Annotated in this window: 19 protein-coding genes and 1 tRNA gene; 10 read left to right on the plus strand and 10 right to left on the minus strand. The window is 62.1% G+C overall.

Annotated features, from left to right (window positions below):
• Positions 1 to 122 precede the first annotated feature (122 nt).
• The 4 genes from secA (at position 123) to CBY09_RS03770 (ending at position 5,612) form a co-directional block, all read left to right on the plus strand.
• Positions 123 to 2,876 carry a preprotein translocase subunit SecA gene (gene secA / locus CBY09_RS03755; protein ID WP_094286555.1) on the plus strand — a complete coding sequence of 918 codons (2,754 nt, stop codon included), beginning with the start codon at positions 123 to 125 and terminating at the stop codon, positions 2,874 to 2,876.
• Positions 2,877 to 3,028: 152 nt separating this feature from the next.
• Positions 3,029 to 4,258, plus strand: coding sequence for a bifunctional glutamate N-acetyltransferase/amino-acid acetyltransferase ArgJ (argJ, locus tag CBY09_RS03760; RefSeq protein ID WP_094286557.1), 1,230 nt, complete (start codon positions 3,029 to 3,031; stop codon positions 4,256 to 4,258).
• A 63-nt stretch (positions 4,259 to 4,321) separates the two neighbouring features.
• Complete coding sequence (locus tag CBY09_RS03765) at positions 4,322 to 5,194, plus strand: ATP-binding protein (RefSeq protein WP_094286559.1); 873 nt, start codon at positions 4,322 to 4,324, stop codon at positions 5,192 to 5,194.
• The gene (locus CBY09_RS03770; protein ID WP_094286561.1) at positions 5,172 to 5,612 is read left to right on the plus strand and encodes an NUDIX domain-containing protein; all 441 of its coding nucleotides are present in this window, start codon (positions 5,172 to 5,174) and stop codon (positions 5,610 to 5,612) included. The genes CBY09_RS03765 and CBY09_RS03770 overlap by 23 nt, the downstream gene beginning before the upstream one ends.
• 125 nt (positions 5,613 to 5,737) lie before the next feature.
• Here the strand turns inward: CBY09_RS03770 and CBY09_RS03775 are convergent, their stop codons facing one another.
• From CBY09_RS03775 to CBY09_RS03810, 8 genes are all read right to left on the minus strand, one after another.
• Positions 5,738 to 5,956: a DNA gyrase inhibitor YacG gene (locus CBY09_RS03775; protein ID WP_094286563.1), complete on the minus strand. Its 219-nt coding sequence runs from the start codon at positions 5,954 to 5,956 to the stop codon at positions 5,738 to 5,740.
• Between the two features lie 64 nt (positions 5,957 to 6,020).
• Positions 6,021 to 6,776 (minus strand): cell division protein ZapD, encoded by a 756-nt coding sequence (zapD, locus tag CBY09_RS03780; RefSeq protein ID WP_094286576.1) that lies wholly within the window; start codon positions 6,774 to 6,776, stop codon positions 6,021 to 6,023.
• Between the two features lie 28 nt (positions 6,777 to 6,804).
• Positions 6,805 to 7,425: a dephospho-CoA kinase gene (gene coaE / locus CBY09_RS03785; protein WP_094286578.1), complete on the minus strand. Its 621-nt coding sequence runs from the start codon at positions 7,423 to 7,425 to the stop codon at positions 6,805 to 6,807.
• A gap of 13 nt (positions 7,426 to 7,438) precedes the next feature.
• Complete coding sequence (locus CBY09_RS03790; protein WP_094286580.1) at positions 7,439 to 8,311, minus strand: prepilin peptidase; 873 nt, start codon at positions 8,309 to 8,311, stop codon at positions 7,439 to 7,441.
• The gene (locus CBY09_RS03795) at positions 8,311 to 9,531 is read right to left on the minus strand and encodes a type II secretion system F family protein (protein ID WP_094286582.1); all 1,221 of its coding nucleotides are present in this window, start codon (positions 9,529 to 9,531) and stop codon (positions 8,311 to 8,313) included. The genes CBY09_RS03790 and CBY09_RS03795 overlap by 1 nt, the downstream gene beginning before the upstream one ends.
• Positions 9,532 to 9,551: 20 nt before the next feature.
• Complete coding sequence (gene pilB / locus CBY09_RS03800; RefSeq protein ID WP_094286584.1) at positions 9,552 to 11,291, minus strand: type IV-A pilus assembly ATPase PilB; 1,740 nt, start codon at positions 11,289 to 11,291, stop codon at positions 9,552 to 9,554.
• 130 nt (positions 11,292 to 11,421) lie between these two features.
• Positions 11,422 to 11,498: transfer RNA gene (locus tag CBY09_RS03805), tRNA-Pro, on the minus strand.
• A gap of 46 nt (positions 11,499 to 11,544) precedes the next feature.
• Complete coding sequence (locus CBY09_RS03810; RefSeq protein WP_094286586.1) at positions 11,545 to 12,474, minus strand: polyprenyl synthetase family protein; 930 nt, start codon at positions 12,472 to 12,474, stop codon at positions 11,545 to 11,547.
• 226 nt (positions 12,475 to 12,700) lie between these two features.
• On the opposite strand from CBY09_RS03810, the gene rplU reads away from it, so the two are divergent.
• From rplU to proB, 4 genes are all read left to right on the plus strand, one after another.
• The gene (gene rplU / locus CBY09_RS03815; protein WP_005794184.1) at positions 12,701 to 13,012 is read left to right on the plus strand and encodes a 50S ribosomal protein L21; all 312 of its coding nucleotides are present in this window, start codon (positions 12,701 to 12,703) and stop codon (positions 13,010 to 13,012) included.
• A 16-nt stretch (positions 13,013 to 13,028) separates the two neighbouring features.
• Positions 13,029 to 13,286 carry a 50S ribosomal protein L27 gene (rpmA, locus tag CBY09_RS03820; RefSeq protein ID WP_005794180.1) on the plus strand — a complete coding sequence of 86 codons (258 nt, stop codon included), beginning with the start codon at positions 13,029 to 13,031 and terminating at the stop codon, positions 13,284 to 13,286.
• 177 nt (positions 13,287 to 13,463) lie between these two features.
• Positions 13,464 to 14,534, plus strand: a complete 1,071-nt coding sequence (gene cgtA / locus CBY09_RS03825) for an Obg family GTPase CgtA (protein WP_094286588.1) — start codon at positions 13,464 to 13,466, stop codon at positions 14,532 to 14,534.
• Between the two features lie 96 nt (positions 14,535 to 14,630).
• Positions 14,631 to 15,773, plus strand: a complete 1,143-nt coding sequence (gene proB / locus CBY09_RS03830; protein WP_094286590.1) for a glutamate 5-kinase — start codon at positions 14,631 to 14,633, stop codon at positions 15,771 to 15,773.
• Positions 15,774 to 15,865: 92 nt separating this feature from the next.
• On the opposite strand, the gene CBY09_RS03835 is transcribed toward proB, so the two are convergent.
• On the minus strand, positions 15,866 to 16,540 hold the full coding sequence (locus CBY09_RS03835; RefSeq protein ID WP_094286592.1) for an RNA pyrophosphohydrolase: 675 nt from the start codon (positions 16,538 to 16,540) through the stop codon (positions 15,866 to 15,868).
• Positions 16,541 to 16,632: 92 nt separating this feature from the next.
• On the opposite strand from CBY09_RS03835, the gene CBY09_RS03840 reads away from it, so the two are divergent.
• A complete protein-coding gene (locus tag CBY09_RS03840; protein ID WP_094286594.1) occupies positions 16,633 to 18,375 on the plus strand; it encodes a proline--tRNA ligase in 1,743 nt (580 codons plus the stop codon).
• Positions 18,376 to 18,377: 2 nt separating this feature from the next.
• A complete protein-coding gene (locus CBY09_RS03845; protein ID WP_094286596.1) occupies positions 18,378 to 19,082 on the plus strand; it encodes a lytic transglycosylase domain-containing protein in 705 nt (234 codons plus the stop codon).
• 5 nt (positions 19,083 to 19,087) lie between these two features.
• Here the strand turns inward: CBY09_RS03845 and paeA are convergent, their stop codons facing one another.
• A complete protein-coding gene (gene paeA / locus CBY09_RS03850) occupies positions 19,088 to 20,419 on the minus strand; it encodes a polyamine export protein PaeA (protein ID WP_094286598.1) in 1,332 nt (443 codons plus the stop codon).
• Between the last annotated feature and the right edge of the window lie 109 nt (positions 20,420 to 20,528).

A 20,528-nucleotide genomic window follows, 5' to 3' on the forward strand; every position in this document is an offset into this window, starting at 1 on the left:
GCGGGTCCGGTGTTCATTGCCTGGGTTGCAAACCTGGCCAAAGGACCCACCTGAACTCAATTCATCTTAGGGATTTCGGTCGCTTGGCGCGCTGATTGCAGCGGGCAAGCGGTCCTGTTCGCATGGCCACCAACTTCCTCACCAAAATATTCGGCAGCCGCAATGACCGGCTTCTCAAGCAGTACCGCAAGACGGTGTCCCGCATCAATGCGATGGAGCCCGAGTACGAAAAGCTGTCGGACGAGCAGCTCAAGGCCAAGACGCAGGAGTTCAAGGAGCGCGTAGTCAAGGGCGCGTCGCTGGACGACATCCTCCCCGAAGCCTTTGCGGTGGTCCGCGAAGGGTCCAAGCGCGTCATGAAGATGCGCCACTTCGATGTGCAGATGCTGGGCGGCATGGCACTGCACTACGGCAAGATCTCCGAAATGCGCACTGGTGAGGGCAAGACGCTGACCGCCACGCTGCCGGTGTACCTCAATGCCCTGTCGGGCAAGGGCGTGCATGTGGTGACGGTGAACGACTACCTTGCCAACCGCGATGCGCAGTGGATGGGGCGTCTGTACAACTTCCTGGGCCTCACGGTGGGCATCAACCTGCCCAACATGCCCCGCGAGCAGAAGCAGGAGGCCTACCGCGCCGACATCACCTACGGCACGAACAACGAATACGGCTTCGACTACCTGCGCGACAACATGGTCTATGAGGCGCAGGACCGCGTCCAGCAGGGCCTGAACTTCGCCATCGTGGACGAGGTGGACTCCATCCTGATCGATGAGGCGCGCACGCCTCTGATCATCAGCGGCCAGGCCGAGGACCACACGGCGACCTACGTCGCCATGAACAAGGTGGTGCCCCTGCTGGTGCGCCAGGAAGGCGAAGCCGACCCCCGCACGGGCGAGGGCGTGACCAAGCCCGGCGACTTCACGGTGGACGAGAAGAGCCACCAGGTGTTCCTGACCGAACAGGGCCACGAGACCGCCGAGCGCGTGCTCGCCAGCCATGGCCTGATTGCCGAAGGCGCCTCGGTGTACGACCCGGCCAACATCACGCTGATGCACCACCTGTATGCAGCCCTGCGTGCCAACCACCTCTACCACCGTGACCAGCACTACGTGGTGCAGAACGGCGAGATCGTGATCGTGGATGAGTTCACCGGCCGCCTGATGTCGGGCCGCCGCTGGAGCGAAGGACTGCACCAGGCTGTCGAAGCGAAAGAAGGCCTGAAGATCCAGGCCGAGAACCAGACGCTGGCGTCCATCACCTTCCAGAACTATTTCCGCCTCTACAGCAAGCTCGCTGGCATGACCGGCACGGCCGACACCGAGGCCTATGAATTCCAGGAAATCTACGGTCTCGAAACCGTGGTCATCCCACCCAACCGCCCAAGCAAGCGCGACGATCAGCTGGACCGTGTGTACAAAACCACACGCGAGAAGTACGAAGCCGCCATCAAGGACATCCGCGAATGCCACGAACGTGGCCAGCCGGTGCTGGTGGGCACCACGTCGATCGAGAACTCCGAGATCATCGACCAGCTGCTGAACAAGGAAGGCCTGCCGCACCAGGTGCTCAATGCCAAGCAGCACGCCCGTGAGGCCGACATCGTGGCCCAGGCGGGCCGTGCCGGCATGATCACCATCGCCACCAACATGGCCGGCCGTGGTACTGACATCGTGCTGGGCGGCAACATCGAGAAGGATGTGGCGGCCATTGAGGCCGACGAGTCCTTGTCCGAATCCGACCGTGCTGCCAAGGTGGCCGCGCTGCGCGAGCAGTGGAAGGTGGACCATGAGAAGGTCAAGGCCCTGGGTGGTCTGCGCATCATTGCCACCGAGCGCCACGAATCCCGCCGCATCGACAACCAGCTGCGTGGCCGCTCGGGCCGCCAGGGCGATCCTGGCTCGTCGCGCTTTTACCTGAGCCTGGACGATTCGCTGATGCGCATCTTCGCGGGCGACCGCGTCAAGGCCATCATGGACCGCCTGAAGATGCCCGATGGTGAAGCCATTGAAGCGGGCATCGTGACGCGTTCCATCGAGTCGGCCCAGCGCAAGGTGGAAGCCCGCAACTTCGACATCCGCAAGCAATTGCTGGAGTACGACGATGTGGCCAACGACCAGCGCAAGGTCATTTACCAGCAGCGCAATGACATCCTCGACGCCTCCGATCTGTCGGACGTGATTGCCGCGATGCGCGAAGACTGCATGACCGATCTCGTGCGCCAGTACGTGCCCGTTGAATCGGTGGAAGAGCAGTGGGATCTGCCTGCGCTGGAAAAGGTGCTGGCCGAGGAATGGCAGGTGGCGATTGCGCTGCAGCAGGAAGTGCAGGGCGCGAGCAGCGTCACCGACGACGAAATCCTGGAGAAGGTGCTGCAGGCTGCCAACGCCTCGTTCGATGCGAAGGTGGAGCAGGTAGGCCGCGACAACTTCACGCAGTTCGAGCGCGTGGTGCTGCTGCAGAACTTTGACTCCAACTGGCGCGACCACCTCTCTGCGCTGGACTACCTGCGCCAGGGCATCCACCTGCGCGGCTATGCACAAAAGCAGCCCAAGCAGGAGTACAAGCGCGAAGCCTTTGAGCTGTTCCGCCAGTTGATCGACCAGGTCAAGAACGAGGTCACCAAGATCCTCATGACCGTGCAGATCCAGTCCCAGGCCCAGCTGGACCAGGCCGCACAGGACATGGAAAGCCGCGCCGAGAGCATCGCCAACGTCACGTACACCGCCCCCACCGAAACGGGCGAGGTGGAAACCACGGTGGATGCACAAACGGTGGGCCAGGCCCTGCCGGAGGGCATCCGCGTGGGCCGCAACGACCCCTGCCCTTGCGGCAGCGGCAAGAAGTACAAGCAGTGCCACGGCAAGCTCGCTTGATTTCCTGATCCACACAACACGGGCTTCGGCCCGTGTTTTCATTGGCGCGCCACGGTTTTCCGGATAATCGGCCGCAATCTTCTTTGACGGATGCAGAGGCTGTGTAGCCACCATGCATCTGACCCCTCCCTCCGATAGAAAGGCCCCGTCCCATGCCTGTGAATCTTGTTGCCCCCGTTGCCGCCGACCTGCACCCGATTGCCGGTGTTCGGATTGGTGTGGCCGAAGCCGGTGTCCGCAAGGCCAACCGCAAGGACCTGACCGTGTTCTTGCTGGACGAAGGCGCCAGCGTGGCGGGCGTGTTCACCCAGAACCGCTTCTGCGCGGCCCCGGTGCAGATCAGCCGCGACCACCTGAGCAGCGGTCAGCCGATCCGAGCCATGGTCATCAACACCGGCAACGCCAATGCAGGCACGGGCGCGGATGGTCTGGCGCGTGCGCGCTCCACCTGCATTGCGCTCGCACGCCAGCTGAGCGTGGCGCCCGAGCAGATCCTGCCGTTTTCCACCGGCGTGATCATGGAGCCCTTGCCCAATGACCGCATCGAGGCGGGCCTGCCCGCAGCGATTGCCGATGCCCAGCCCGGCCACTGGGCCCGCGCCGCTGAAGGCATCATGACCACGGACACCCTGCCCAAGGCCTTCTCGGCGCAGGCGCAGATCGGCGGCACCACGGTGTCCATCACCGGCATCAGCAAGGGCGCGGGCATGATCCGCCCCAACATGGCCACCATGCTGGGCTTTCTGGCCACGGACGCCTGTGTGGCACCTGCTGTGATGCAGCAGCTGGCGCGCGAGCTGGCCGATGGCTCCTTCAACCGCGTGACCATCGACGGCGACACCTCGACCAACGACTCCTTCGTGGTCGTGGCCACCAACAAGGCCGCGCATGCGCCCATCACTTCGCTCGACAGCGCCGAGGGCCAGGCCCTCAAGGCGGCGATGCTGGCGGTGTCGCAGAAACTGGCCCAGGCCATCGTGCGTGATGGTGAGGGCGCCACCAAATTCATCACCGTGCGGGTGGAGGGCGGCAAGACCGGCGACGAATGCCGCAAGGTGGCCTATGCGATTGCCCATTCGCCCCTGGTCAAGACCGCCTTCTTTGCCAGCGACCCGAACCTGGGCCGCATCCTGGCCGCTGTGGGTTATGCGGGCATCGACGATCTGGACCAGACCGGCATCGACCTGTACCTGGACGACGTGCATGTGGCCGTGCAAGGCGGTCGCAACCCCGCCTACCGTGAGGAAGACGGCCAGCGCGTGATGAAGCAGGCCGAGATCACCGTGCGTGTGCTGCTGGGCCGTGGTGATGCGGTGGACACGGTCTGGACCTGCGATTTCAGTCACGAATATGTGACGATCAACGCGGACTACCGCTCCTGATTCACTGCAATACTCCTGATTTGATAGCTGCTAGCGCATGATGGACGCGCGGTAGATGCCAAAATGAACCAGAAATTTGAACATCTGATCGAGCGTGCCGAGCAGCTCATCGCCCGGATCGAATCCGTGCTGCCTCAGCCGCTCTCTGCGCCCGACTGGTCGGCCGCCATTGCCTGGCGCTATCGCAAGCGCAGCAGCGGCCACGGCACCCTGGAGCCGGTGCGCCATGTGGCCGCGATGGCGCTGGCGGACCTCAAGGAAATCGACCCCCAGAAGGAAAAGATCGAGCGCAACACGCAGCAGTTTGTGCGAGGCTTGCCCGCCAACAACGTGCTGCTGACCGGCGCACGCGGCACCGGCAAGTCCTCGCTCATCAAGGCATGCCTGAACGCCTATGCGGCGCAGGGCCTGCGCCTGATCGAGGTGGACAAGGCGGACCTGACCGATCTGCCCGACATCGTGGACGTGGTGTCCGCACGGCCGGAGAAATTCATCGTCTTCTGCGACGACCTGAGCTTTGAAGACGGCGAGCCCGGCTACAAGGCGCTCAAGTCCATCCTCGACGGCTCGGTGGCGGCTGCCACGCCCAATGTGCTGATCTATGCCACCAGCAACCGGCGCCACCTGCTGCCCGAGTACATGAAGGAGAACCTCACCTACACCCGCACCGAGGACGGCGAGGTGCACCCCGGTGAAGTGGTGGAAGAGAAGATCTCCCTGTCAGAGCGTTTTGGCCTGTGGGTGAGCTTCTACCCCTTCAGCCAGGAGGAGTACCTGACCATCACGGCGCAATGGCTGTCGTCGCTGGGGGTTCCTGCCGCCGCCATCGCGGCTGCGCGGCCCGAGGCCCTGGTCTGGGCGCTGGAGCGGGGTTCGCGCAGCGGCCGCGTGGCCTACCAGTTTGCGCGTGACTATGCGGGGCGCCACAGTGGCTGAAACAACACGCAAACACACCGAGGTGGCCGTGGGCATCCTGCTGCGTGAAGACGGCGCCATGCTGCTGTCCACCCGCCCGCCGGGCAAGCCGTACGCAGGCTACTGGGAGTTTCCGGGCGGCAAGCTGGAGGCGGGCGAAACGGTGGAAGAGGCGCTGCGCCGAGAGCTGATCGAGGAATTGGGCGTGACCATCGGCCCGGCCACGGTCTGGAAGGTCACGGAGCACGACTATCCCCATGCCCTGGTGCGTTTGCACTGGTGCAAGGTCTGGGCGTGGACGGGGGAGTTCGAGATGCGCGAAGGCCAGTCCATGGCCTGGCAGCAGATGCCGTTGACGGTGGCGCCGGTGCTGCCCGGCGCTTACCCGGTGCTGCAGTGGCTGGCCGAGGAGCGGGGCCTGGAATTCACGCCCGAATAAACCGTCGCGGCTGCTTGATGTCGGCGCGGTGGAAACTGTTTGCTATTAAATATATAGCTTGAAAGTGTTTGCTGTCAGGCGGCAGCGACCATTTGGGGCCAATGTTTTGGCTGGGTGCCGGCGTATCAGTGCTGCTGGCGCGGGTCGCCGTATTGGGCGTCCGCAGGCGGAGCTTCGGCGGGCATGCGGAAGTCCTCGCTGGCCCAGGCGCCCAGATCGACCTGCTTGCAGCGCTCGCTGCAAAAAGGGCGGTAGGCATTGGCGGGGCTGTATACGCTGTCGCCTCCACAGCGGGGGCAGACCACGGTGCGTGCAAAGGATGTGGTGGATGTGGAGCGGGTCATGCTTGTGGGCGAATCAAGGTGGTGCTCGCCGGTCACCAGGATGGTTCACTGAAAGTATCCGGACTCAGGCGCACAGCGTGAGTTCAAACGCTGCATCCTCGTTGCAGGCGTGCAGGCGGCCATCCCCTTCGAGCCGCATGAGCCGCACCGAAACAATCAGCCGGTTTCCGCTGATCTCGGGAATCAGGTTCAGGCCCGGGTCCATGCGCAGCCGCAGCAGCTGGAAGGTGCGGCCTTGCGGCAGATTCTGCTGGAACTGGCCACGTTCTGCCGCGACCTTCTGGGGGACACCCGAATCGCGCAGCAGCTTGAGCAGCACATAAATCGATTCGGCCAGTGGCGCGAGCGTGGAGGCCCATTGCTCCAGCGCCTGCTGCCGCACGTCGGGGGCGTGGTGTTGCCATGCATAGTAGGCTGGCAGATCGAACCCGCAGGTGCCGCCGGGAATGCCGATGCGGCTGCGGATGCTCATCAGCCAGTCGTTCTCGGTCAGTGCATGGCCTGACTTTCCATTTTGCCCATTCAGTGCGGTGAAGCACCGGTCGAGCTGGGCGATCACTGCATCCAGCGCGGCCTCGGAGATGGAAGGGTTGCCACGGTAGCTGTCGAGCTGGTGCTTGTGTTTTTCGATGTCCTTGAGCACGTCCGACTTCAGGTCGGCCCGGGCTGCCACATCCATGATCTCGAAGATCGTGACCAGTGCAAAGTGGTGGTCGAGCGCATGGGCGCGGGGGATCAACTCCCCCAACCGGCGGAACAACTGCTCAAGCCGCAGATAGGTTCTGAGACGCTCGTTAAAGGGGTATTCGTAAAGGATCACGCTGGCGGGTTCCTGGGGCTCTTGTGCATCATAGCCCGAACAAGGCGGCTACCTGCCGCACCTGGGCCTGCAATGCGGGCAAGGTGTTGTGGGGCCCGTTGGCAATCACGATATCGGCGACCGCACGGCGCGCGTGCCGGGTGGCTTGCGATGCAATGATGCCCTGCACCACGTCAGGGGCGAGGCCACTGCGGTGCATGACACGCTCAATCTGGGTCTCCACAGGGCAGTCCACCACCACCACGGCATCCAGCTGGCGGGCCCACCGGCCGGACTCTGTCAGCAGCGGAATATCGTGCACGATCAGGCGGGAACCTGCCGCAATGGCCTGTTGCGTCTGCATAAGGCTGTGGCGGGTTACCAGCGGGTGCACGATGGCCTCCAGCTGCGTGCGTGCCTCAGGCTGGTTGAAGGCCAGCTCGCGCATGCGCGAGCGGTCCAGCGCCCCGGATGCATCTACAAAGGCCGCGCCGAATGTGCTGCGGATGGCGTCCATGGCGTCCCCGCCGGGGCCGGTGACCGCGCGCGCAATCTGGTCTGCGTCGATCATGGTGGCGCCCAGCGAGGCGAACATGCCGCCCGCGGTGCTTTTGCCACTCCCAATGCCGCCGGTCAGGCCCAGGCGCACCGGGCACCTTTTGTTTGCCATGGTCGGGGAGGGGCTACAGGCCCAGGAGATTCAACACGGTGTTGAGGATGGCATTGGGGCCAAACACCATCGCCGTCAGCCCTGCACCCACGAGGAAGGGACCAAACGGTATGTAGCCCCCTTCGCGCAAGCTGCTGAAAATTTTCATTGCGATACCGATGATGGCGCCAATGATCGACGACATCAAAATGATGGGCACCAGCGCCTGCCATCCAAACCAGGCGCCGAGTGCCGCGAACAGCTTGAAGTCGCCATACCCCATGCCCTCCTTGCCCGTGGCCAGCTTGAAGCCCCAATACACCAGCCACAACGACAGGTAACCGGCAGCAGCTCCTGTCACGGATGCGTGCAGCGGGACGTTCGTCCACTGGAATGCCGCCGAGAGCAAGCCCGCCCAGAGCAAAGGCAGGGTGATATCGTCCGGCAACAGGGTGGTGTCCCAGTCGATGAATGCCAAGGCCACGAGTGCTGCGGAGAATCCGCACCATGCAAAACCGACAGGGGTCACCCCCCAGCGGTATATGCAGAAGAAGAACAGCGCCCCGGTGAGCAATTCGACCAACGGGTAGCGGGCGCTGATCGGTGCTTTGCAGGCCGAGCAGCGACCCCGTAAAAAGAGATAACTCAGGACGGGGACATTTTCATACCACTGAACCACATGTCCGCAAGCGGGGCAGCGTGACCGCGGGGTCATCAGGTTGAAGGGGGCCTGCGTGTCTGCAGGAGGCTCCTTGCCCTGTTTCTCTGCCTCCAACTGGGCCAACTCCGCCGCCCACTGCTGCTCCATCATCTTGGGCAGCCGGTAAATGACCACGTTCAGAAAACTGCCGATCAGCAAGCCCAAGACGCCACCCAGGGCGGCGCCCCACCACACCTCGAATTCCATTACACGACCTGACCGAGCTTGAAGATGGGGAGGTACATGGAAACCACGATTCCGCCAATCAAGGTGCCCAGGAACACGATGATGATGGGCTCCATCAGGCTGGACAGGCCGGCCACCATGTCGTCCACTTCCGACTCGTAGAAATCGGCCGCCTTGCCTAGCATGTGGTCAATGGAGCCGGATTCTTCCCCGATGGCGCACATTTGCAGCACCATGGACGGGAAGATATTGGCATTTCCCATCGCGGCGGTCAGGCTGGTGCCGGTGGAGACTTCCTGCTGAATCTTGTCGGTGGCCATGGAATAAACGGAGTTACCTGCGGCGCCTCCTACCGAGTCCAGAGCTTCGACCAAGGGAACGCCTGCCGCGAACATGGTGGCCAGGGTCCGGGTCCAGCGTGCAACGCAAGACTTGTCGATCAGTGCCCCGAAGACGGGCATGCGCAGCAGCAGGCGATCCATGAACATTTGCATCTTTTCATTGCGTCGCCACGCCTGCATGAAGAAGAAAAAGCCACCGCCTATAACGCCAAAAATCAACCACCACCACTTCACGAAAATCTCACTGATAGCCATCACAAACAGTGTAGGGGCGGGTAAATCTGCACCGAATGACGTGAAGACCTCTTTGAATGCGGGAATCACAAAAATCATGATCACGGTTACAACGACAAAGGCAACAATGATCACGGATATCGGGTACATCAAGGCCGATTTGATTTTCGATTTGATGGCCTCAGTTTTCTCCATGTAGGTGGCGAGCCGATCCAGAAGCGCTTCCAGAATACCCGCAGCTTCCCCTGCCTCGACCAAATTGCAGTAGAGGCTGTCAAAATACATTGGATACTTGCGGAAGGCCCCATTCAGCGATGTGCCTGTCTCAATGTCCGCACGAATATCGTTCAACAATTTGGTAACGCTGGCATTGGTGTTGCCTCTTCCAACAATATCGAAAGCCTGCAACAGCGGAACCCCGGCTTTCATCATGGTTGCCAGTTGCCTGGTGAAAAGCGCAATGTCTTTGGGCTTGATTTTCTTGCCCGAACGCATCCGGCGTTTTTTGATCTTTGTCGGGAAAACGCCTTGGCGGCGCAAGGTCGCTTGAACCTGATTTTCGCCCACCGCACGGATTTCCCCACGCACGATTTTCCCATGGCGGTCTTTGCCCTCCCACTCGAAGACAAAATCCTTGATATCTCTTTTTGATGCTACGGTAGCCATACTGCCCTCGTCAGTGGGTGCTATTCGTTGGTAACTGCCAAAACCTCTTCAAGAGAGGTCAGGCCGAGCTTGGCTTTGTGAAGTCCGGATTCGCGCAGCGAACGCACACCTTCAGCCCGGGCTTGCTCCGCAATTTCCAGGGCACTTCCATCACGAAGAATGATGCGCTGTATGTCTTCAGACACTGGCATGACCTGGTATATACCTACCCGGCCTTTGTACCCGTTGTTGCAGGCAGAACAGCCAACAGGGCGGTAGGTGACCCAAGAGCCATCGAGGTCCTCTTCTTTGTACCCTGCCTCCACGAGCGTTTCGTGGGGAATATCGGCAGGTGTCTTGCAGGCTGGGCAGAGCCTGCGTGCCAGTCGCTGTGCCGTGATCAAGATCACGCTGGATGCAATATTAAAGGGCGCTATGCCCATGTTGCGCATGCGTGTCAGCGTCGTGGGCGCGTCGTTGGTGTGCAGGGTGGACAGGACCAGGTGACCGGTCTGGGCCGCCTTGATCGAGATATCGGCAGTCTCCAAGTCCCGAATTTCCCCCACCATGATGATGTCGGGATCCTGGCGGAGAAAGGATTTGAGCGCGACTGCAAATGTCAGGCCGGCCTTCTCATTCACATTGACCTGGTTGACGCCAGGCAGATTGATTTCAGAAGGGTCTTCAGCGGTCGCAATATTGACGCCCGGCTTGTTGAGCAGATTCAGGCAGGTATAAAGAGAAACGGTCTTGCCGGAGCCCGTAGGCCCAGTCACCAAGATCATGCCGTAGGGGCGACCAATGGCCTGAAGAAGTCGCTCCTTCTCGACAGGCTCATACCCCAATGCGTCAATGCCCAGTTTTGCACTGCTCGGATCCAGAATACGGATCACAATTTTTTCACCAAACAAGGTGGGCAACGTGCTGACGCGGAAATCAATGACTCTGTCGGGGCCGACCTTCAGCTTCATCCGACCATCTTGCGGAACCCGCTTTTCCGAGATGTCCAGGCGCGAAATCACTTTGATGCGCGAAGCCAGCTTGTCCTTGATCGCAATCGGGGGTGATGCTATTTCGCGCAACTCCCCATCAATTCGGAAGCGGACACGATACTGATGTTCATAGGGTTCAAAGTGCAAATCGGATGCCCGCATATTGAAGGCATCCAATAACATCTTGTGAAGGAACTTGACGATAGGTGCGTCTTCGACCTCTGTGACGCCAGTATCGGCTTCCTCGGGAGCATCTTCAATCGAGACATCGTCAAACTCGAAATCACCGCCTCCACTCACCAGCGTTTCCATGGACTCGCTGGTGGATTTGGAGGTCACATCTACCAGGCGACTCAGTTTGTCATACTCGGCGATAATCCAATCCACCCCCATCTGGGTGGTAAATTTGATTTTTTCTGCAGCTTCTTGATCGGTGGGATCTGCAGTCGCAACAATCAGCCGGTTGTTGCGCTTGCTGAGCACTACAACGCGATAAGCTTGGCAGATTTTGTTGTCCAGCAGTTCCTTGGGCAGGCGCAATGGATCAATTGCATCCAGATCAAGCAGTGGTGCGCCAAAGACGGCAGAAACCGTGTGCGCCAAATCGGCCGCCGATACCGCGCCAGAACCTGTCAATTCGGCGATAAAACTGGTGCGGCTGATTTGTGATTTTTTGTAAATGTCCTCGGCTGACTTTTGCGTCAGCTTGCCGGCAGACATCAACGCCCGACCCAGTCCGGGGAGGGCGACTGCAGAGGCTTCTTTAGGGACAGTATCAACAGCGGCCATGTAACCGGTAATGTGTTAGGTTTGGAAAAGAAACCATCCTATCATCACCGATTACGCTAGGGGTGTACAGCGCTGGATATTGGTAACTGCGCCACAGGCAGCGCGAATGTGTGTTTGGGCGGTGGATTTATGGTCGGGGTGAGAGGATTCGAACCTCCGGCCTCTACGTCCCGAACGTAGCGCTCTACCAGGCTAAGCTACACCCCGTTGATTGCATAGCACCCATTTGCGGGTGTAATGCGCACCTTAGTTCTTAGTTGCGCCGCGCGAGCAACTGTGCGGCCAATTCTAGCAAGCCCTTTGCATAGGCATTGGCCGGAAGCTGCTCTGCGGCGGCCATGGCCCGACGGGCCTCTGCAAATGCGGCTGCCCGCGTGACATCCAGGGCGCCAGTGGCGCGGACGATTTGGATGATCTCGCTCAACTGCTCTGTTGATCCCTGCTCGATGGCTTGTCGAACAATGAGTGCTTGGCTGGGGGTGCCTCGCTCCATGGCGGCAATCAATGGCAGCGTAGACTTTCCCTCCCGGAGGTCGTCCCCCAGGTTCTTGCCCATTTCAGCGGCGTCACCGTCGTAGTCCAGGACGTCATCAATGATCTGAAAAGCCGTGCCGAGAGCTTGTCCGTACGTGGAGCATGCTTCCTCGATCTCGGAGGTGCTGTTGGCCAGCACGGCTCCCAGTCTGGCGCTGGCTTCGAACAGCTTGGCGGTTTTGGAGCGGATCACGCGCAGGTAGCCTGCCTCATCCAGGGATGCGTCATGCATGTTCATGAGCTGAAGCACCTCCCCCTCGGCGATCACGTTGGTGGCTTCGGAGAGGATTTCCATGATCCGCATGCTTCCCGCTTCCACCATCATCTGGAAGGAGCGGGTATGCAGGAAGTCCCCCACAAGCACGCTGGCGGGGTTGCCGAAAGTCTCGTTGGCCGTAGGGCGTCCCCGGCGCAGTGTGGAGGCATCCACCACGTCATCGTGCAGCAGCGTGGCCGTGTGAATCAGCTCGACCACCGCTGCGAGGCTGAACCGGTGGTCGCCGCGGTAGCCCAGGGCGCCGCATACCATTAGCAGCAGCGCAGGCCGCAGCCGCTTGCCGCCAGCAGCAATGATGTACTGCGATATCTGGGCAACCAGCGGCACGCTGGACGTCAGGCGCCGCTCAATGACCTTGTCGACCTCGTGCATGTCCTGGGCAACGAGCGTGAGGGGAGAGGCTGCGGGGGCGGTATGGTCAGTCAAGATGGCGGTCACAGAAAGTGCCCGGATTATAGGAAGACCTGACAGGGGCCATCGCTGCCTGACTGGCGCGCGTTGCGCCAGACTTCAAGAGAGCTGGACCTGCGATGCGTGATGCGCTACAATCGCTGGCTCTGCAGAAATCCGTCTGCGGAACTCATATCAAGAGGTCAACATGTACGCGGTCATAAAAACCGGCGGCAAGCAGTATCGCGTTGCTTCCGGCGAAAAAATTAAAGTAGAACAGATTGCTGCGGACGTAGGCCAGGAGATCGTGATCGACCAGGTTCTGGCTGTCGGCAACGGCGCTGAACTCAAGGTTGGTACGCCCCTGGTGTCCGGCGCAACCGTGAAAGCCACTGTTGTGGCCCACGGCAAGCACGACAAGGTGCACATCTTCAAGATGCGCCGTCGCAAGCACTATCAGAAACGCCAAGGCCATCGCCAGCAGTTCACCGAACTGCAAATCGGTGCGATTGCTGCTTAAGCGAAGGAGCTAAGTCATGGCACAGAAAAAAGGCGGCGGCTCTACGCGAAACGGGCGCGACTCCAAGCCAAAGATGCTGGGTGTCAAGGCGTTCGGTGGTGAATTGATCAGCGCTGGCTCGATCATCGTGCGCCAGCGTGGCACACGTTTCCACCCTGGCACCAACGTTGGCGTCGGCAAGGACCACACCTTGTTCGCCCTGGTGGACGGCCATGTGTCGTTTGGCACCAAGGGTGCATTGTCCAAGTCCACGGTCAATGTGACTCCCGCCTGAGGATTTTTCCTCCGGCAAGCAACGAAGCCCCGCTTTGCCGGGGCTTTGTTGTTTGGTCTGTACGGGTGGCTCTCGCATGCCATCTGCCTGCGGCGCCTGGAAGGCGTTCCGCTGTTCCGCCACAATCGGCGGTTGGCTGCCGGTTTGTACGGCGCCCTTTTGTAAACTGGATATTCCATGAAGTTCGTCGATGAAGCCTTTATTGACATTGCAGCCGGTGACGGCGGCAATGGCTGCGTGTCGTTTCGGCACGAAAAATACAAGGAATTTGGCGGACCCAATGGCGGTGACGGGGGGCGGGGCGGGCATGTGTTTGCTGTTGCCGACCCCAACCTGAACACCCTGGTGGACTTTCGCTACTCGCGCCGGCACGAGGCCAAGCGCGGTGAGCATGGCATGGGCTCGGACATGTTTGGCGCCGCCGGGGCTGACATCACCCTGAAAATGCCCGTAGGCACCATCATCACCGACGCGGAAACGGGTGAGGTGCTGTATGAGTTGCTCACTCCGGGCGAGGTGATCACCATCGCCAAGGGCGGCGATGGTGGATTCGGCAACCTGCGCTTCAAGAGCGCCATCAACCGTGCGCCCCGCCAGAAGACGCCGGGCTGGCCGGGTGAAAAAAAGAACCTCAAGCTGGAGCTGAAGGTGCTGGCCGATGTGGGTCTGCTGGGCATGCCGAATGCTGGCAAGTCCACCTTCATCACGGCGGTTTCCAATGCGCGTCCCAAGATTGCGGACTACCCCTTTACCACCCTGCACCCGAATCTGGGTGTGGTGCGCGTGGGGCCCGAGCAAAGTTTTGTGGTGGCAGACATCCCTGGCCTGATCGAAGGCGCGTCGGAGGGGGCGGGGCTGGGCCACCAGTTCCTGCGCCACCTGCAGCGCACCCGCCTGCTCTTGCACATCGTCGATCTGGCGCCGTTCGATGATGCGGTGGACCCGGTGGCGCAGGCCAAGGCCATCGTCAACGAGCTGAAGAAGTACGACCAGCAGCTTTACAACAAACCCCGCTGGCTGGTGCTGAACAAACTGGACATGGTGCCGGACGACGAGCGCGAGGCGCGTGTCAAAGATTTTGTGAAACGCTTCAAGTGGAAGGGGCCGGTGTTTGAGATTTCTGCGCTGACGCGCGAGGGCTGCGAGTCTCTGATCCATGCGATCTTCCGCCATGTGCAGTCGGAGCAGCGCACGGAAAACGAGCCCGTGGAAGTCGATCCCCGGTTTGCCGGAGACGCGCCCGCTTGATGCAAGAGGCTTCCGGGTCTTTTGCCTGATTGCTATATTTTTAATAGCTGCTAGCGCTTTGTGGGTGCGCGGTAGCGGCCAAAAATGATTCAAACAATGGTTTCCAGCGTATTGCGAGATGCCCGCCGCATCGTGGTCAAGGTGGGCTCCAGCCTTGTGACCAATGAAGGTCGTGGCCTGGATGAAACGGCCATCGGTGAATGGAGCCGCCAGCTGGCGGCCTTGGTGCGCGGCGATGGCGGGGTGGCGCGTGAGGTCGTGATGGTGTCCAGCGGCGCGATCGCCGAGGGCATGAAGCGCCTCGGCTGGACCACACGACCGCAGGAAATCCACGAGCTGCAGGCCGCCGCCGCTGTGGGGCAGATGGGCTTGGCGCAGATGTACGAGACCAAGCTGCGCGAGGAGGGCATGGGCAGCGCCCAGGTGCTGCTCACCCACGCCGACCTGGCCGACCGCGAGCGCTACCTGAACGCGCGCTCCACCTTGCTCACGCTGCTGCGCCTGGGCGTGGTGCCGGTGATCAATGAGAACGACACGGTCGTCAACGACGAAATCAAGTTTGGCGACAACGACACCCTGGGGGCGCTGGTGGCCAATCTGGTCGAGGCCGATGCACTGATCATCCTCACGGACCAAAAGGGGCTGTACACCGCCGACCCGCGCCGGGACCCCGCAGCGCAATTCGTGCACGAAGCCAAGGCAGGGGATCCGGCCCTGGAGGCCATGGCCGGAGGCGCGGGGTCGAGCATCGGCAAGGGCGGCATGATCACCAAGATACTGGCGGCCAAGCGTGCCGCAGGCTCGGGCGCGTCCACCGTGATCGCCTGGGGGCGGGAGCCCGATGTGCTGCTGCGCTTGGTCGGGGGTGAGCCTCTGGGGACCCTGCTGGTTGCACAAACCCAGAAAAAACAAGCCCGCAAGCAATGGATGGCGGATCACCTTCAGCTGCGCGGCTCCGTTGTGGTGGATGCCGGGGCTGCCGCCAAGGTGCGCGATGAAGGCAAGAGCCTGCTGCCGATCGGCATGACGGCGGTGGAGGGAGATTTTTCGCGCGGCGACGTGATTGCCGTGCGGGATGCCTCCGGGGTCGAGATCGCGCGGGGCCTGGCCAACTATGCAGCCGCCGAAGCGCGCCTTCTGTGCCGCAAGCCTTCGACCGAATTTGAAAAACTGCTGGGCTATGTGGCCGAGCCGGAGATGGTGCACCGGGACAATCTGGTGCTGGCCGTGGGCGCTTGATTGCCGGATTGCTTTTAGCGTTTTGCGCACAGCCGCCCAAGCCATAAAAAATGCCTGCTCATTACAGGCATTTTTGTTGGTGGACGTGGAGATCAGCGGGGTGTGGTGGTCAGCGGTGGAATCCCGTCCAGTTCACCCGGCATGCTGTTTTGCGGGTCGGGGTCAAAACTGGCGCCAGGGGGGAGTTCCATGCCCGGGTTGATCAGCATGGACCCGGTGCGGTACATGCTCGTCCCCGTGTGCTCACCTTCTCGTGTCCGCATGCCGCTGCGCAAGTAGCGGTTGCGCTGTTCATGCCGAGGCAGGTAGCGTGCCAGCTCGGTCAGGGCCATTTCATAGACCCCCCGCTTGAACTCGACCACCACGTCCAGAGGCACCCAGTAGTCATTCCAGCGCCAGGCATCGAACTCGGGGTGGTTGGTCGCGCGGAGATTCAAGTCCCAGTCGTGGCCCACCAGTTGGAGCAGATACCAGATTTGTTTCTGGCCCTTGTAATGTCCGCGCGCGTCGCGGCGGATGTACCGGTCAGGCACCTCATAGCGCAACCAGTCCCGTGTGCGGGCCACCACGCGCACGTGGTCAGGCAATAATCCCACCTCTTCGTGCAGCTCCCGGAACATGGCTTGCTCGGGGGTTTCGCCCCGGTCAATGCCACCCTGCGGAAACTGCCAGCTGTGGGTGCGTATGCGCTTGCCCCAGAACACCTGGTTTCTCTGGTTGAGCAGGATGATGCCGACGTTCGGCCGAAAGCCGTCCCGGTCAAGCATAATCAAACCCCAAATTTTTAAACTGTGTCCATTATGCACGGCGCCTAGCGCGCAGCAAGTGGACTGCTCTGATCCGCCCGAAATCGATTCCGATGAAAGCCTCCCAATTCTTTATCTCCACCCTCAAGGAAGCTCCGGCCGACGCAGAAGTGGTCAGCCACCAACTCATGATGCGGGCAGGGCTGATCAAGAAGCTGGGCGCGGGCATCTATAACTACATGCCTCTGGGCCTGCGCGTGATCCGCAAGGTGGAAGCTATCGTGCGCGAAGAGATGAACCGCGCGGGCGCCGTGGAGCTGACCATGCCCGTGGTGCAACCCGCCGAGCTGTGGCAGGAAACCGGCCGCTTCGACAAGATGGGCCCCGAGCTGCTGCGCATCCAGGACCGCCATGGCCGCGACTTCGTGGTGCAGCCCACCAGCGAAGAAGTGATCACTGACATCGCGCGCCAGGAACTCAAGAGCTACAAGCAGCTGCCGAAGAACTTTTACCAGATCCAGACCAAGTTCCGCGATGAGCGCCGCCCACGCTTTGGCCTCATGCGCGGCCGCGAGTTCATCATGAAGGACGCCTACAGCTTCGACCGCGATCAGGCGGCCGCCAAGGCCAGCTACCAGGTGATGGCCCAGGCCTACCGCCGCATTTTTGACCGCTTCGGCCTGACCTACCGTGCCGTGGCGGCCGACAGCGGTGCCATCGGTGGCGACCTGTCCGAAGAGTTCCAGGTGATCGCCGCCACGGGTGAAGACGCCATCGTCTACTGCCCGCAGAGCGATTACGCCGCCAACATGGAAAAGGCCGAGGCCCTGGCGCCTGCCGGTCCACGCCCTGCGCCCTCAAAGGCCATGGAAAAGACGCCGACGCCTGGCAAGAGCACCTGCGCCGACGTGGCCGAGCTGCTGGGCGTGCCTTTGAGCACCACCGTGAAGTCGCTGGTCCTGGCCACGGACGAAACCAACGAGGCCGGCGAGATCGTCAAGAGCCAGGTCTGGCTGCTGCTGCTGCGTGGCGACCATGACATGAACGAGATCAAGGTCGGCAAGGTGCCCGGCTTGGCGGGTTTCCGGTTTGCCACGCTCTCCGAGATCGAGGACCACTTTGGCTGCAAGCCCGGCTACCTGGGCCCCATCGGCCTGAAGAAGTCTCTCAAGATTGTGGTGGACCGCGAAGTGGCCCTCATGGCCGACTGGATCTGCGGCGCCAACGAAGTGGACTTCCACATCACCGGCGTGAATTGGGGCCGCGACCTGCCCGAGCCCGATGCCGTGGCCGACCTGCGCAACGTGGTGGCGGGCGACCGCTCCCCCGATGGCAAGGGCGAGCTCTCCATTGAGCGCGGCATCGAAGTGGGCCATGTTTTCTACCTGGGCACCAAGTACAGCAAGGGCATGAACGCCACCTTCCTGGGTGACGACGGCAAGCCCGCTTTCTTTGAGATGGGCTGCTACGGTATTGGCGTCACGCGCCTTCCCGCCGCCGCCATCGAGCAAAACCACGACGAGCGCGGCATCATCTGGCCCGACGCGATCGCACCTTTCACTGTGGTGGTCTGCCCCGTTGGCATGGACCGCAGCGAGGCTGTCAAGGCTGCGGCCGAGCAGCTCTATGCCGACCTGCTGGCAGCCGGTGTGGATGTGATCCTGGACGACCGTGGCGAGCGCCCCGGCGCCATGTTTGCCGACTGGGAGCTGATCGGTGTGCCGCATCGCGTGACCATTGGCGACAAGAGTCTCAAGGAAGGTGTGGTCGAGTACCAGCACCGCCGCGACACGGCCGCGACCAAAGTGGCGGTGGCTGACATCCTGGCCCATGTGAAGGGCCGCATGGTGGTATGAGCATGAGCGAGGAGCGGGGCACCAACGCATCCCCCACGGCCCGGCCCGGTCCTGTGGCTGGGCTCTCGCGGCGCGCATGCCTGCTGTCTGCAGCCTCGCTCGCGGCACCGGCAGCCTGGCTGGCCGCACCGCAGGCGGCACATGCGGGGGGGCAGCTTGAAGAACCCCTGATGGATTCCGTGCGCACGGCGCTGAGTTCGGCCATTGCCAACCAGGCGCCACCCGAGCCTGAATTTTTTACCACCGAGGCCCGCCTGCACTACCTGCGCTGGCTGGGCACCCAGAGCGACCGGCTGCGCCGCCGCAAGCCCGAATGGGAGGTGCGGCGCGATTTTCTGCAGACGGTCTGGTACGAGTCCAAACGTGCGGGGCTCGACGTATCGCTGGTCCTTGGGCTCATCCAGGTGGAGAGTGGCTTCCGCAAGTTTGCCGTGTCCAGCGTGGGCGCGCGGGGCTACATGCAGGTCATGCCGTTCTGGACGCGGGTGATTGGCGATGGCGATGCAGGCAAGCTGTTCCACATGCAGACCAACCTGCGTTTTGGCTGTGTGATCCTGCGCCACTACATCGACCGCGAGCAGGGTGATCTTTTCATGGCCCTGGGCCGCTACAACGGCAGCCGTGGCCGCTCGCCCTACCCGGATGCGGTGTTTGGCGCCCAGCGCAACTGGGCGTTCATCGACAGGCCCACAGCGCCTGCCGCCTGACGGGGTTACGCCTGAACCGCAGGCGGGCTGCTACTGCTGCTGCCGCCCGTGGGGTTCAAACGTGAGACCATGACCTGGTCGATGCGGTAGCTGTCCACGTCCAGCACCTCGAACTTGTAGCCGCCCCAGCTCACGCTGTCGGTGCGGCGCGGTACGCGGCGCAACATCACCATCAGGAAACCCGCCAGGGTTTCGTACTCGCCGGTGTGGGGCAGCTCGTCCAGCGACAGCGCGTGCAGCACGTCCTCAATGGACGTGACGCCATCGATGAGCCACGAGTCCTCGTCGCGCCGCACGATCTGTTCTTCGTCTGCGGGGCCCACGAGGTCGCCCATCACCGTGCTCATCACATCGTTCAGGGTCACGACCCCCACCACCAGGCTGTACTCGTTCACGATGACGGCAAAGTCCTCGTGCACCTGGCGGAACTGCTCCAGCACCTCGGACAGGGTGAGCCGGTCGGGCACGATGAGCACCTTGCGCACCAGGCTGTCGTCGGCCAGCGAAATGGGCTGGTTATTCAGCACGCGCTGGAACAGGTCTTTGGCATCCACATAACCCACCACATGGTCGATGTCGCCCTCGCACACGGGGTAGGTCGAAAAGGGTTCGGCCGCAATGCGCAGCCGGATGACGGAGTCGGGCTCGTCGCGCAGGAAGAACGCCACCCGGTCGCGCGGCGACATGGCGCTGGACACGGTGCGCGTGTCCAGCTCGAACACATTGGTGATGACCTGCTGCTCCCGCGCGGCCAGCACCCCGGCACGGGCCCCGGCCTCCATCATGGCCAGGATGTCGTCGGAGGTGATGCGGTCGTCGCGCAGCGATGACAAGCCCAGCACGCGGAACAGCGCATCGGCCCCGCGGCTGTAGAACCACACCAGTGGGCGCAGCAGCGTGGTGCACCAGGCCATGGGCTGCGCCAGACGCACCACCAGCCGCTCGGGCTCGGCCATGCCCAGGCGCTTGGGGAACAGGTCGGCAAACAGGATGAACAGCGAGGTGATGACCAGGAAGGACACCAGGAACCCGGCCTTCTCTGCGGTCGATTCGGACAGCCACAGGCTGAGCAGCGCCGTGAAATGGGGGCTCAGCGCCCCCTCGCCCACGATACCGCCCAGGATGGCCACGGCGTTCTGGCCCACCTGCACGACGGTGAAGTAGTCCCCCGGCTGCTCCTGCATGCGCAGCACGCGGTCTGCGCGCGCGTCGCCCTCGTCGGCCATCTGCCGCAGGCGCAAGCGGCGCGCAGCGGCGAGCGAAATCTCGGCCATGGAGAAGAAGGCACTGGCTGCAATCAGCAGCCCGATGACGAAGAGGCTTTGGGACAGGGTCATGGGAGGGACGGGCGGCGCAGGCCAGGGCACAGCGGCCACCCGAGTGTATCTGCGCGCCCTGCGGGCGGACACCGGCTGCGCACCGCCCGTGAAGGCGGCCGGCAACCAC

The organism is Acidovorax kalamii (assembly GCF_002245625.1).
Classification (GTDB): Bacteria; Pseudomonadota; Gammaproteobacteria; order Burkholderiales; family Burkholderiaceae_C; genus Acidovorax; species Acidovorax kalamii.

Bases quoted from the DNA above. Each gene is read 5' to 3' on its own strand.
- CBY09_RS03765 (WP_094286559.1), top strand. From the start codon at position 4,322: ATGAACCAGAAATTTGAACATCTGATCGAGCGTGCCGAGCAGCTCATC.
- cgtA (WP_094286588.1), top strand. From the start codon at position 13,464: ATGAAGTTCGTCGATGAAGCCTTTATTGACATTGCAGCCGGTGACGGC.
- CBY09_RS03835 (WP_094286592.1), bottom strand. From the start codon at position 16,540: ATGCTTGACCGGGACGGCTTTCGGCCGAACGTCGGCATCATCCTGCTC.
- CBY09_RS03775 (WP_094286563.1), bottom strand. From the start codon at position 5,956: ATGACCCGCTCCACATCCACCACATCCTTTGCACGCACCGTGGTCTGC.
- secA (WP_094286555.1), top strand. From the start codon at position 123: ATGGCCACCAACTTCCTCACCAAAATATTCGGCAGCCGCAATGACCGG.
- CBY09_RS03840 (WP_094286594.1), top strand. From the start codon at position 16,633: ATGAAAGCCTCCCAATTCTTTATCTCCACCCTCAAGGAAGCTCCGGCC.
- CBY09_RS03770 (WP_094286561.1), top strand. From the start codon at position 5,172: ATGCGGGGCGCCACAGTGGCTGAAACAACACGCAAACACACCGAGGTG.
- rplU (WP_005794184.1), top strand. From the start codon at position 12,701: ATGTACGCGGTCATAAAAACCGGCGGCAAGCAGTATCGCGTTGCTTCC.
- pilB (WP_094286584.1), bottom strand. From the start codon at position 11,291: ATGGCCGCTGTTGATACTGTCCCTAAAGAAGCCTCTGCAGTCGCCCTC.
- CBY09_RS03790 (WP_094286580.1), bottom strand. From the start codon at position 8,311: ATGGAATTCGAGGTGTGGTGGGGCGCCGCCCTGGGTGGCGTCTTGGGC.
- paeA (WP_094286598.1), bottom strand. From the start codon at position 20,419: ATGACCCTGTCCCAAAGCCTCTTCGTCATCGGGCTGCTGATTGCAGCC.
- coaE (WP_094286578.1), bottom strand. From the start codon at position 7,425: ATGGCAAACAAAAGGTGCCCGGTGCGCCTGGGCCTGACCGGCGGCATT.
- rpmA (WP_005794180.1), top strand. From the start codon at position 13,029: ATGGCACAGAAAAAAGGCGGCGGCTCTACGCGAAACGGGCGCGACTCC.
- CBY09_RS03810 (WP_094286586.1), bottom strand. From the start codon at position 12,474: ATGCACGAGGTCGACAAGGTCATTGAGCGGCGCCTGACGTCCAGCGTG.
- CBY09_RS03845 (WP_094286596.1), top strand. From the start codon at position 18,378: ATGAGCGAGGAGCGGGGCACCAACGCATCCCCCACGGCCCGGCCCGGT.
- argJ (WP_094286557.1), top strand. From the start codon at position 3,029: ATGCCTGTGAATCTTGTTGCCCCCGTTGCCGCCGACCTGCACCCGATT.
- proB (WP_094286590.1), top strand. From the start codon at position 14,631: ATGGTTTCCAGCGTATTGCGAGATGCCCGCCGCATCGTGGTCAAGGTG.
- CBY09_RS03795 (WP_094286582.1), bottom strand. From the start codon at position 9,531: ATGGCTACCGTAGCATCAAAAAGAGATATCAAGGATTTTGTCTTCGAG.